Source organism: Yeosuana sp., assembly GCF_057126245.1.
Map to the genome: position 1 here is coordinate 1 of NZ_DBNGMQ010000096.1, position 13,107 is coordinate 13,107.

Genomic DNA, 13,107 nt, shown 5'->3' on the forward strand with positions numbered 1-13,107 from the left:
AACTTATCAATCAATGGGCCAATAAACGCTATATATAATGCCAACCATATTCCAATAGACAGGACTTCTATGGCTAATGTTTTTTGATTAGTCATCTCTTCTATAACCTTTTTTACCAACATAACAATAAGAATAAAGGATAACACCACCGCAGAACTAAACAATAGCCAATGCATTGGATGTTCCTGAAAAATAGAACCACTTCGACCAATGTGTTCAAAATAATCATAAACTGAATACACCATTAATAGAGCTATGATATAGGTCATCGGGTAATTGAAGAGTTTTTTAATCATAGGTATTACTTTAAATTAATTTTTTCATCTGACTAACATCTAGTATATGGTGATGTGGTTGACCATGGTAAGGCATTTACCATAATTAGAGGTTGTAATCTATTTTATATTACTCCTTCCGCAGTAAGGAACTTAATAACTTCTTCTCTTTGCAACACATTTGTTTTTATATACTCAAAACTACCTTCTGCAGGAGGTACTGAGCCCTCTATTTGGAGAGACCTAAAAGAACCATCTTTTTGAGGAGTGATTAAAATAATATTTCCATATTCCAGATGAAAAAGCCTCATGTTCACGATAGCAAAGCTCCCTTTATCGGGTGTTGCAAAAGCAACAAAATCGACCTTGTTGTCTTTTGTGATAAATGATCCCTGGCCAGTATAATCCGGGTGATTTCTTGAAATGAATCTGGATGCACCTAAAGCGAAGTTATCAGTATCAACGGTATCTATAACTGTAATAACAGTAAAAAATGCCGTATTTCGTTTTTCTTCTTCATATAATGGACTGTTGCCCATATGAAAACTGGCAAATACAATTTCCTTATCTTCCACGGTAATCCTATAATCCGGTAAAGATCGAGCCATTCGGTTATCAACTACCCCACCTCCTCTGTAGTTAAAGCCAAGGCTACTGTAATGAGGTACGGGGAAAGCGCCATACCTAATAGGTTCACGTTCATTTATTGAATCAAGAGCTTCATTTTTCATTCGGTCCATATCCCATAATTCAGGATTTTTGATGTTTTCAATCTGTTTTAGACGAATCTCTTCTAGCGTTTTAGATCCCAATTCTTGCGAAAACGAATAAATGGAATTTAAGAGAAGCAGTGTGAGAATAAATGTAGTTTGTTTCATAATAAGTAATTTTATAAAGTGTTAGTAATAGTTATTTTACGTTTTTATCGAATTTAAAGGAGTCGCGCCCATTGGTAACAATAATTTCATAATTTCCTATTTTCAAACCAAGGTGGCAGCTTTCTGTAGAATCTTTAACCTCTACTATATCAATCGGGACGGCTGAATGTATATCTTCTCCTTTATTGTATGCAAAAACCATAATTGGGTATTCAATCTCTATATCTCTAAGATTAATCGATACATTCATGTTATCATTTTTAAATAACCAATTTGGTCTGTTATTAATATACTCTGTATTAGGATGAAAAACAGCAAGGTCTGCATAAGCTCCGTTTTGTTTATGTTTAAACGGCTTATTTTCTAGGTCTAACAGAATAGTTGATTCATTTAGATCAAAGGCCTTAAGGAGTGGGTGATTAAATTTAGGATTCCCCATCTCGCTATAGCTGGTTTGGGAAATGGTTAAAGGGTCTATCGCTGTATATTCCTTTAATCGTTGTGCCATTGCTACCGCCCAAGATTTATCTTCTCCTTCATGCACATGCGCATATCCACAATGAATTAAAAATTTCTCGTTTGGTTTAGATTCTATCTCCTTTTGTATATTTTTAGCTTCTGTTATTTCCCTAATACTTCGATTTCCTCTTGTTATAGTGTCATATGAAAATAGATAGTATCCAATCTCTAGTGCCTCTCTAACTAGATTACCAAATTGAGGTTCGGTTATATAATGACCATCCTTAAGTATTGGATACTTTCTTTTATTGAGTGCTTGATTAAGGCTATCTGAGGTAGTCAAAGCTTCGAGACCTAAATTGGTGTAACCAAGGTCATACAATTCCTTAAGCAGTGATTTAGTGAAAACGCGGTGAAAGGAATTATGGTGCGCTTCGTTTATTATTACAACTTTTGTTTCTTTGGCTTTTTCAATGATATAATTTTTGGCATTTACTTTTTTGTAGATTAAGTTGATAGAATCAATTTGTTTTTCTGTATAATTCATATCCCTGGACCCCATTGCTAAATCCCATTGGGTTAGGGCATTTTTATAATCTCCCTTTGTTGCGTAATCAGCTGCAGATAACTGGTGTTTCCAGGCAGTGGTGTCTTTTGCTAATTGGGTTTCAATTTCAGACGAAAACCTATATGTTGGTTTAAAGTCTATTCTTTCAATGCCTCTCTTATCTTCCTTGCAAGATAAGAGTGACATAATTAAAATTAAGGTGTAAAAAATGTTTTTCATAAGTATTGTAGTTATTCCTAATGGTTCAGTATATATATAGTGCGACTTAAAGGGAGCATTAAAGCATTGACCTTGGAGACGTTGCATACTTTTGTTCTATCTATTCCCGTAATGGTGTTTGCTTTTGATCTAATGGCGGGATGAGCAAAAGGTCAAAATTGTCTAAATCTGACAAAATAAGCTGCTCGGTGTAGGAATCCGGTAAATCTATTTCTCCTGCAGCCAGGCCTCGTACATATTTTCTCAGATCAATCAACGTCCATTGTTCTTTAGAGGCGTGTAGCCTAAAATAATAATTCTCAAAAAGTGTGTTGGGGTCTGAAACATTGCCATCTTCTTTTTGATAGTAACCTCTTAAAAAACCGATATGTAAGGATGCTTGTCCCTGTGATTTGGCCCTCTCGTGCAATAAGTGACCAACATCATAGGCGTCATATTGAGAGTACTTGCCTGCATGTACACGACCAATTTTGACAATATACTTGTCTCTTGTGTTTTGGTTTGATTCAAATACCTGCTTAGTCCGCTCACGAATATAATGTACCCTCCTTATGTGACTATACGGTCGCTTCAAGACAGCATCGTAGATCTTAAGACTACTTTCAATGGCCGACTTAATATCCTTAGCCTCGGGCTTGAGCGGTCCCAGCGCTTGATAATATTGGCTAATGGTATCATTCGTCAGGAAATCATCAAAAACGTTGTACCCTCCGCCCTTCATTTTTCGTGCATAGGCATCTTTGCAAAAAGTCTCCATTTGGGATTTTGCCTCCTGTGCTTTTTCCGGTTTTCCTTGTGCTATGAATAACTCTTCCAATAAATAAGGAAAACTGTACACAAATTCTTGATCAATACCATGTAGGGTAAACCCTCGATGAAATAGCTCTTTTAAAAATGCAACATCTTCCTTGCGATCGAAGAAGGGAATTGGAACATTTTTCGGATAAGGGAATCCATATTTCTCCAAGAAATGCAAATATTCTTCAGTAGTAGATCCATTAATCAATTCAGTTAATTTACCAGCAGATATTGGGCCTACTTCTGCCAGAAATTGGTTATAACCCATATCTTGCCAGCTTTTTGCCCAGTATTTGAACCATTCACCAACCTGTTGGGAATAATGAGTTTCTCCCATCAGTAAGTAATCAGTTTCAGCAAATTGTTCCTTCAAGAATTTATTTGCCGGCGAAGTCTCGTCTTCTAGCCGGAAATGCTGTACATAGTCAAATGACTGATCACTATTATCCTGGCAATAGAGAGAAAAAGAAAGCAAAAACAGCCAGGCAACTGATAAAATTTTGACTAGGGTGTGGTGATTATTGTTTAACATTTTCAATAGTTAAGTTTTATACTAAATGATTTCTACACCTATGCTAATCTTTAAATATAAAGACTTCGTCTCTAAATTCTTTGATATGAGGCTTGCGCACAAAAATATATAAATTAATTAGAAGGGCTTATTTTCTGATATTTCAAAGCTATAGACTGCTCCCTCTTTAGGTTTAATCATCATAGGATGAGTGCTTCTTCCCATTTCGCCTATAGAAATCCAGGCTATAGATTCTCCATCATTAGAAAATTGAACTTCCACATGGTTTTGAACTTTTAAGGTAATTTCTCGCTCTAAGGGACCGGTCTTCTGCATTTTAATTTTGTCTTTTTGCCAATTGGCCAGGCTTTCTTGATTGCCGAAAATATATACCTCATCATTTTCATTCAGTACCTTAACTTGAATGGTAACCTCGTATGTTTCTTCTGAGCGAATATCTTTCCATGAGGGCCTTATTTCTTTTAGGTAAGTTTTCATAGCAGAATGTACTGCAGGGATGTAACCAGACATGTGTCCTTCATTTGGATATTCTTCGATTTTAACCTGAAATGTGTCGGACTGAAGTGTGTCGTTTAACAAGGCATAAGCCGCCTTGTTTGATGGCCCCCAACCCCAGTTAGCTTCATCTGCATGACTCATGTATAAATATTTTTTGGTTGAAAGGTTTTGGGTATCTAATGTTCTCAACTTATTCAATAAAAACTCATCATCATATTCAAGATTGGGAGAAACAGCCACATAATTATCAAACATATCCGGATACTGAGTCAGCGCATATACCAAAAACGAAGCACTTAAGGAATGGCCTATCGCCGTTTTTCCAGGTAATATTCTGTAATTAGCTTCTACATAAGGAATGACTTCATTTTTCACATAAGCCAAGAAATTAGTTAAGTTCCCTTTTCGACCTCCTAATCTTTTGGTGTCAGCTGGGAAAAGATCACTATTACGGGCATATACCAAAGTTTTCTTTCCATTAACTTCTTTAAAAATTGTTGTGGCTTTAATTCCCACCACTATAAGGCCTTGACCTGCCTCTTTAGACATATTAGCTACAGAAGTCACATAATCAAAAAGTTCTCTGTTTTGAGCATCAAAAACGTAAATGACGTTATACAGCGTATATTCATTATCATAACCGTTCGGGGTATAAACCATGATTTCACGGGTCTGATTCAGTGCTTTAGATTCAATGCTTATGTTTTCTATTTTAGAATATTGAGCATATGTACTAATGGTTGCTATGATTGCCATTAATATAGTTGTAAGTATATGTTTCATTTCAATCTATTTTATATTGTTATTTATTAAATTTTATTGAATGGCTTCTAAATCTGTTAATGCTTGCAGATTGAAAAACCTATTCTTTTTAAAGTTCTCCCTACAATAGGCTAAGGCTTTTTTTCCTTTTACCATTTCAATCTTATGTTCAAGAGAAACTTTAGCTATATGGTATGTTATTCCAAGGTGGTATTCCTCAGGTAATACAGATTTTGCGCTTTCAAGGAAGGAGATACACTCCTCTGCTTTTCCTTCTTGTATGTAAGACGTTATTGGTCGTTCAATATTTGCATAAAACACAATATCTTCACAGTTATTAATATCATCGATTGCTTTATTATAAGCCTCAATAGTTTCAGGATACATTTGCATGTTATAGTAACCGTTGGCAATGTTAACATAGTCTAAACCCTTCCCAAAAAATATCTTTTGTCTATCTACAAAGTCTACAAAGTACTCCCACTCCTTTTTGCTCTTCTTGGTTATGATATCGCTCCAATATATGCCCATCATTTCCATTGTGAAATGACCTTCAACTCCATAATTCTGTCTAACGTTGGATAAGTAGTTCTTGTCGAAATCCATAATAGTAGGATACTTACCTAGTGTAGCATAATCGTGAAAGATATATTTTAAACCATCTAATAAAGAATTTGGAACAATGGTTTGATGATCGCCATCCACTGTATTTTTAACAAACTTGAAATGCTCATTTGGGTTGTTTAAGCAAATTTGCTCTAATTCGTTCCCGAAACCAGTTCTGCTTGGTGCATCAAGTGTAGCGTTTGCTAAGTAATAGTAAATATTTTTACCGGTGTAATTATTTAAGAAAGTTGTCAGCGATTCGTCGGCATTCTTATCCAACCAAGTAGACATGCTAATAAACCCTCGAAACGGATTGTTCTCTTTCATCATAATTTTATGGTTGTATTCTGCTCCGTTAGAATGCCCTACCATAGCATTGAATCCAGAGGTTCTGTATGTTTCATCTATGAAAGGAACAACTTCCTCAATCAAAAACTCAGTGAAATATTCTCCACTGCCTGTTCCATAAAAATCATCATTTCTGTGCATTTGATTGATGCCAACAACGATACACTCCGGAATCATATTAAATTGCGCTTGGGATAAGGCGTTAACATAGCTTTTCGTCACTTGAAAATTCGCACTCTGTGCATCGGTTACATAAATAACAGGATATGTTTTAGCAGAATCGTAATTCATAGGCAAAGCAATTTTAAGCATTCTCCTTGCGTTCATATACTCCGAATCGATGTATTGAATGTCATAATTCAAGCCTAACTTTTGCGAATCGATATTATCTGACCAGGTCTTAATCACAAAATCACTTGTGTCAGTTTCATTCGCGATTTTAAGATTAGGATTATCGTTAAATTGTTTTAAGATACCTTCACTGTTCCAGTCGCCTTTGGTAAATTTAAATTCTGCTGGATAAGATATCTCTACCTCTATAGATCTGACGAAATCAGATTCCTTGTTCATTTTTACCTCATCAGGTTTCCAATCGCCAAAGGCCTTTTGGTTTCCAGTAATAAAGACGTCATCTATTTTATTAGGAACAGTAACCTTGATTGTTCTTTTGCTTTGACCAAAAATTGAAAAGGTCATTAACAGCGTTAATACAAATAATATATTTTTCATGATAATTAATTTAAGTTCACTTATTCAATAATCAATACTGTGCCATAAAATTAAAGCCATGATTATCAATTGTTTAAAAAATTAAAAATTTTTTGATTGTTCGAAAATGATACATTGATTGTTCGAAAATGAACACTTTCGCTTTTTCTCTTTGTTTTTTTCAGTTGCCAATAAAATTGTATTATTGTATAGTGAGAGTAAAGGATGCCACCATACTTATAATAGACGACGACAAAGATGTCTTAACGGCTTTCCAGTTGTTATTGAAACCATTGGTCAAGGAAGTCATACTTGAAAACAACCCCAATAACATTCCAACTCTAGTAAAGGAAAAAGCATTTGATTTAATTTTTCTAGACATGAACTTCAACGCCCTCGTTAATACGGGTAATGAAGGTATTTTTTGGTTGAACAAAATTAAAAAACTAAGACCTGAGGCTGCTGTTGTATTAATGACTGCGTATGCAGATATAGATATAGCCATAAAGAGTTTAAAAGAGGGAGCTTCCGATTTTATCGTTAAACCCTGGAAAAATAAAAAGATTGTAGAAGCTGTCGAGACAGTTATAACATCTAAAACCAAAGATAAAACGCCTCAAACTACCAATGGAGATGAGTTTATTATTGGTGAAAGTGAGAAGATGGCTGATGTTTTTATAAAAATAAAAAAACTGGGTCCTACAGATGCTAATGTACTTATTTTGGGAGAAAACGGAACAGGAAAGGATTTGGTTGCAAGAGCGCTTCACAACAATTCAAACCGAAGCAAGATGCCCTTTATAAAGGTCGATGTTGGAGCTTTAACACCCTCATTATTCGAATCCGAATTATTTGGCTACAAAAAAGGCGCTTTTACAGACGCCAGAGAAGACAGAGAGGGAAGGTTTGTTGCTGCTAATGGCGGCACGTTATTTTTAGATGAAATTGGTAATATAAGCCTTGAGCAACAGGCTCGATTGCTCTCGGTTTTACAGAATAGACAAGTCACGCCATTGGGCTCTAATAACGTAATTGATTTAGACATTCGATTAATCTGTGCGACGAATGTGGCTCCGGATGCCCTTGCTGATGAAGGAAAATTCAGAAAAGATTTAATTTATAGAATTAATACAGTTGATATTTCTTTACCTCCTTTAAGAAATAGAAAATCAGATTTGGTTTTACTTGCAAAGCATTTTGCAGCCAAATATTCTGATAAGTACAACAAATCGAATCTTGAACTTGATAAGGATTTTATCTCAAAACTGAAGAATCATGAGTTTCCTGGTAACGTAAGGGAATTGCAATATGTTATGGAGCGTGCAGTAATTATGGCGGAAGGATCAAGTCTAACAGCGGATGACCTTGTCTTTTCATCAATTGAACGATCTGTAACCACAAGTAATGAATCTGATTCATTAAATTTGAATGAAGTAGAAAAAAATACCATTTTAAAAGTGTTGGAAAAACACAAGGGCAATATCTCCAAGTCGGCTAAAGAACTGGGTATTACAAGAGCAGCACTATACAGACGAATCGAAAAGTATGAAATTTAAATCTTACATAGGTTTTCTACTCCTAAGATTTGTAACCATCCAATTGGTGCTCATTGGTTTGGCCTATGGCATTTACAATTCTAACTCTCTGATTATTCTTATCACAGTATTAGTCCTTATTTTTTTAGTATCGGAATTAAGCAATTTCGTAAAAAGACGATTTAGAATCATTGACGATTTTTTTGAGGCGGTAAAATATAGAGACTTTTCAAGGTGGTTTCCAGAAGACAGAGGGCCAAAAGATATCCGTTTTTTGCATAAAGGATTCAATGAGGTGAATCGAACCATCAAAGAAGTTAATGCCAAAAGTGAAGCGCAACACGTTTACATTCAAAAAATCCTGGAGTTAGTTGAAGTGGGTATAATTGCCTACCAATTAGAAAATGGCAAGGTGCTTTGGAGCAATAAAACCTTTTCTGAAATAATTGATTACCCAAGTTTTAAAAATATCAGCTTTATAGAAAAAAGAAATCCACAATTACACGAGTCCATCTTTGAAACCTATTATCCTACACCCGAAACACTATCTATAACCATTAATCGAAACGTGCAAAAGGTGCTAATTTCAGAAACACTATTTAAAATTGAAGACGAATCATTTAAACTAATCGTTCTTCAAAATATTGAAGATACCCTGAATAAAAATGAGTCTGAAGCCTGGAAGAAACTTTTAAGTGTAATGACTCATGAAATAATGAATTCTATTACACCTATAGCGTCTTTAGCAGAAACATTGAGTCAGCAGCTTCAATTACAATTAGAAAATCCCAATAAAAATGTCGTTGACACCAAAGATATTTTTAACGGGATACATACAATTAAATCCAGAAGTGAAGGCCTGTTAAAGTTTGCTAAAACTTATAGAAACCTTAATAAAGAGAGTAAATTAAACCTGAAAAAAATCAACATATCTAATTTATTTTCGAACATCAAAACCTTGATGGAACCTTCTCTAAAATCAAAAGGAATCCAAATTAACTTTGAAGTGCAGTCAAAACGAATGGAAATTGAAGTTGATGAACACCTGATAGAGCAAGTGCTTATTAACCTTATTTTGAATGCCAAAGATGCTGTAAAGGAAAAATCTAACCCTGTAATCTCTATTAAGGCCGGTTATACAGACAATCATAAAGTTGTCCTAAGCGTAATGGATAATGGTATTGGTATCCCAAAAGACCTAATGGAAGATATTTTTATTCCTTTCTTTACCAACAAAAGCACAGGTAGTGGTATAGGACTTAGCCTGTGTAAAAAAATAATGATGTTGCATAAGGGCAAAATAAAAGTAAATAGTAAAGAAGGTGAGTTTACAGAATTTGCGTTGATGTTCAAGTAACGGCATTAAAAATTCTCTAAACTGAAAAACCAAAAAAAACCATCCTTTGTACTATCGACCTTTCAATATCTGGGGCAATAGGTTATCCTAAATTTTTAATTTTCAAACCCTTTTATAACACCTCAAAATTATATTCGTACTCATACTTCTTTAACTCCTTCAATAGATAATACCGATGATAAAACCCATTGAGTACAACAATTTTCTCACCTGGATGTAATTCAATTTGTTTTAAAATATTTTGAGCCATTGCTTTATTTCGAATGTCCCAATAGGATTCATTGATTTTGGAGAATTCGAGAAATTCTGCAAGCTCTAGTCTTTGTTCAACAATATTTTTCATTTCTGTATACGAGTAATGTAGTCTTATGGCTACAATGCTATCTGTTGAAGCCTTATTTAAATCCATCAAATCACCTGATCTTTCTATGGTATTGAGTTTGTTATTTATATCAAAAAAATCCTTAACTGCTTTTGTCTGTTTTTCATTTAGTTTTCCTTCATTATACAGTTGAAAAATTGCATTATTCATGTCTGAGTGACCACTTCTTATATTATGTTTATGATGGAAACCATCCCTTTCTTCCCAATCATAGGGCAAAACCTTAACTGACGGGTACTTATTTTTATACTTAAGAATAACTGACCTTTCCATATTTGTTTTCCCACTGAAGAAGTTCATCAATTGCAAATGGTAGTCTGTTCTGTTCAGTACTCTTTCACACGATTTAGTGTCGGCTTCCATAAGAATAACCGAGGGTGCAATACTATCGATTAACCCCAAAAGATCGTTTCGTTTTACTACATCAGTCTCATTGTGCAGTGTTCCAACAAGGTGTACCTTTGTTTTGCCTGATGGTGACTTTTTATTAATCTTTTCAGTATACGCGTACGATTCGTCTATATAATCTGTGAGTCTATAATTATAAATCATGATGCATACTACAGTTGGTAAGACCACCAAAACGATGATGGCTAATAAAATGTATTTAACAATTTTCATCTGAGTTATTTTAAAGTTTTTCGAGCTAAATATTTCAACAAGGTATTTCCTTAATTGTAGTATTCTGATAGTTTTATTTCAGGATGCTTTTTTTCAATCATATTTTTAATGTAGTACCTGTGATTATAACCAACAATTAAAATGAATTTTTGTTTAGGCAAGCTGTTAATTGTCCTCATCGTATTAGCTATCATTGCATTGTTTCTATCATAATGCTCAAATTTTTCCCATTTATTAAAATATTCTTTTAATGGTATAGAATCCCCTTTAGAGTCTATCATGAGCCTTTTGAAGACATCGTTACTATTCACTATTTTTTTCGTTTCGGTATATTGAATCTGTTTTGCCTTTTCTACAATTTCATCCGACTTGCTTGTATTCAATGCTTTTAAGCTCGAGGACGTCAAACTATCCATTTGCTTCCAATATATTGCGAATTGGTCCCAAATTTGTTGTTGTTGATTAGAAAAACGACCTGAACGCGCCATTTCATTTAATTCTTGGTATACATCATTGGCTTGTGGGAATAACCCTGTCTCTACTCTGTACGTATTTCTTCCTTCAAACTCTATGGGTCTTATCAATACATTAGGATGTTCATTTAAATACCTCTTAATGGCTATTGTTTCATTTTCTTGATCATCAAAAAGAGGCTTAAAATTACTATCAAATGCCGTTGAATCTCGTTCCAGCAATATAACATTTGGTTCTGCCATTTTTATGGCGTGATAAATTGAATCTGCGTTAACACCAGTTGTAGGAAAATGAACAGTTCCTATAATAGATAGTTCTTTAAGTAATTTTTTGTTACTGGATTTGCATCCAATTAAAAAGAGTGTTAAGATAATAGTTATAAAAAGTCTCATTGTAAGTATTTATTAGATTTTGTAGTAATGGTTTTAATTTCTTAATTCTCAATACAATTGGAAAAAGTGAATTTTTTGAAATAAGTGATTATTTTTATGAAATAATGCAATTAATTAAATTAATAAAACTCTTTGTCTTTATTGTTTTAACAGATAACTTAAAAGTTTATCGTTTTTTTGTTTTTTTTATGCTTTTTTAAGCATAAAAAGTGAATTTTTAAATTCATTTCATCGATAACTTTATAAGAAATAGCGCCTTGATAGTTAAATGTTACGCCTTTTGGTGTATGCCCTTGTAGTTTCATAACAATTAAATCGTGTATTAATAACTCTCCAGCATAGGTTCTAAATAAATAACGAGGGGATTTTGTTTTTAGCGCATTTTTATAGCCTAAACTTTTAGAAATACTTTGTAACGTTCTATTAGCGTTCCCTCTAAAAAAAATATACGCTTTTTGTTGTATGATAGGGTTGGGTATAAAACTAAAAATACGCTCATCTTTTAAATCACCATGTTTATTAATAATTTGCAGCGCCTTTTTATGTCGTTTATTATCTATAATAGCACCGCCATTAGTTCTATTACGTAATTTATAACGCTGGAAATTGATTCTATTGTCTTTTATATTATCCCATTTTAATAACGCTATATCAATAAAATCATGTCCACCAATTAACAACTGAAATAAAAAAATATCTCTAATTTGTTTCATGTGCTTTAAAGCTTTAGCACTTGTAAATTTATGAGGAATAAAGGCATCAAGTTTTTTTAGTTCTTCTGGTTGTAGTTTGATGATGGGTTTTGTCTTTGTGGTTTTAATAATTCCTAAAAATGGATTATGGGATTTAATATTTAAAGATGTTCTGCGCTGCGCTTCTTTATAAACGGCTTTAATGGTCCGTAAATAACTCATTACACCTGCTTCAGTACAGCTAGTTTTAAGCTTAAATAACACAAATTCTTTAACCATTCATGGCAATGTCATTTATTGGAATATCGCGTCTTAAATAAGCTTCTAACACTTGCAATACACCTTCATAAGAAAGATAACTTTCGTTTTTAGATTTTTTTTCTTCAATTCTTATTTTAAAAAATTGAATAATACCTATATATATTTTTAGATTTTTTCATCGTTATAAAAAAGGATGCTTTTTGCTTCATCAAAGGTTAATCAACTATAATTAACGTGGTGAATTTTAGCTCGATACGTTAATATAACAGGCATAAAATCATAATATTCTGGATGCTCTTTAATGGTGTCATCCCAATAGAAAATTTCAGAATATCCAATCGTTTTTCTGGTTCTTTTTTTACTAGAAAAAAATAATTCTATACAAATAGGATAACCTCGGGTAGTTTTTTTGTGACGTCAGAATTTTTATACTTGCTATCATCTAAAATACACTTTACATACATTTTACATACACTTTTGATGTAAAATTTACGTAAAAAAGCCAAAAAAAACATTCATAAAAATAAATAAAAAAAGGCTATAAAAAAAGAAAAACCCCACTGTTAGTAGGGTTTCAAGACTTGTGGAGAAGATCGGGCTCGAACCGACGACCTCTTGACTGCCAGTCAAGCGCTCTAGCCAACTGAGCTACATCCCCAAATGTCTTATATACAGCGTTTAATAAGGCTTTACGCCCTTTAACTAGTGATGCATTTTGTTAAAACTATGCAAATGTATACAT

General features: G+C 33.6%; 11 protein-coding genes and 1 tRNA gene. 2 read left to right on the top strand and 10 right to left on the bottom strand.

Translation table 11 applies throughout. The features are described from left to right. From AC15TD_RS13165 to AC15TD_RS13190, 6 genes are all read right to left on the bottom strand, one after another. A partial coding sequence (locus AC15TD_RS13165; RefSeq protein ID WP_484452617.1) for a hypothetical protein occupies positions 1–296 on the bottom strand: 296 nt, incomplete at its 3' end. A gap of 104 nt (positions 297–400) precedes the next feature. Beyond that, positions 401–1,015 carry a hypothetical protein gene (locus AC15TD_RS13170; protein ID WP_484452618.1) on the bottom strand — a complete coding sequence of 205 codons (615 nt, stop codon included), beginning with the start codon at positions 1,013–1,015 and terminating at the stop codon, positions 401–403. Between the two features lie 169 nt (positions 1,016–1,184). Then, the gene (locus AC15TD_RS13175; RefSeq protein WP_484452619.1) at positions 1,185–2,399 is read right to left on the bottom strand and encodes a hypothetical protein; all 1,215 of its coding nucleotides are present in this window, start codon (positions 2,397–2,399) and stop codon (positions 1,185–1,187) included. A gap of 100 nt (positions 2,400–2,499) precedes the next feature. After that, positions 2,500–3,729 (bottom strand): hypothetical protein, encoded by a 1,230-nt coding sequence (locus AC15TD_RS13180; RefSeq protein WP_484452620.1) that lies wholly within the window; start codon positions 3,727–3,729, stop codon positions 2,500–2,502. A 117-nt stretch (positions 3,730–3,846) separates the two neighbouring features. After that, positions 3,847–5,010, bottom strand: a complete 1,164-nt coding sequence (locus AC15TD_RS13185; RefSeq protein WP_484452621.1) for an alpha/beta hydrolase-fold protein — start codon at positions 5,008–5,010, stop codon at positions 3,847–3,849. 33 nt (positions 5,011–5,043) lie between these two features. Next, positions 5,044–6,672, bottom strand: a complete 1,629-nt coding sequence (locus AC15TD_RS13190; protein WP_484452622.1) for an alpha/beta hydrolase-fold protein — start codon at positions 6,670–6,672, stop codon at positions 5,044–5,046. Between the two features lie 191 nt (positions 6,673–6,863). Here AC15TD_RS13190 and AC15TD_RS13195 point away from each other — a divergent pair, with 191 nt between their 5' ends. Next, positions 6,864–8,207, top strand: coding sequence for a sigma-54-dependent transcriptional regulator (locus AC15TD_RS13195; RefSeq protein ID WP_484452623.1), 1,344 nt, complete (start codon positions 6,864–6,866; stop codon positions 8,205–8,207). Next, positions 8,197–9,543 (top strand): sensor histidine kinase, encoded by a 1,347-nt coding sequence (locus AC15TD_RS13200; RefSeq protein WP_484452624.1) that lies wholly within the window; start codon positions 8,197–8,199, stop codon positions 9,541–9,543. Before AC15TD_RS13195 ends, AC15TD_RS13200 begins: the two co-directional genes overlap by 11 nt. Before the next feature lie 112 nt (positions 9,544–9,655). Here the strand turns inward: AC15TD_RS13200 and AC15TD_RS13205 are convergent, their stop codons facing one another. The 4 genes from AC15TD_RS13205 to AC15TD_RS13220 all read right to left on the bottom strand — a co-directional run bounded on the left by AC15TD_RS13205 (position 9,656) and on the right by AC15TD_RS13220 (position 13,023). After that, complete coding sequence (locus AC15TD_RS13205) at positions 9,656–10,546, bottom strand: hypothetical protein (RefSeq protein ID WP_484452625.1); 891 nt, start codon at positions 10,544–10,546, stop codon at positions 9,656–9,658. 50 nt (positions 10,547–10,596) lie between these two features. Next, positions 10,597–11,412: a hypothetical protein gene (locus AC15TD_RS13210; protein ID WP_484452626.1), complete on the bottom strand. Its 816-nt coding sequence runs from the start codon at positions 11,410–11,412 to the stop codon at positions 10,597–10,599. 158 nt (positions 11,413–11,570) lie between these two features. After that, a complete protein-coding gene (locus tag AC15TD_RS13215) occupies positions 11,571–12,383 on the bottom strand; it encodes a site-specific integrase (protein ID WP_484452627.1) in 813 nt (270 codons plus the stop codon). Positions 12,384–12,949: 566 nt separating this feature from the next. Further along, positions 12,950–13,023: transfer RNA gene (locus AC15TD_RS13220), tRNA-Ala, on the bottom strand. Between the last annotated feature and the right edge of the window lie 84 nt (positions 13,024–13,107).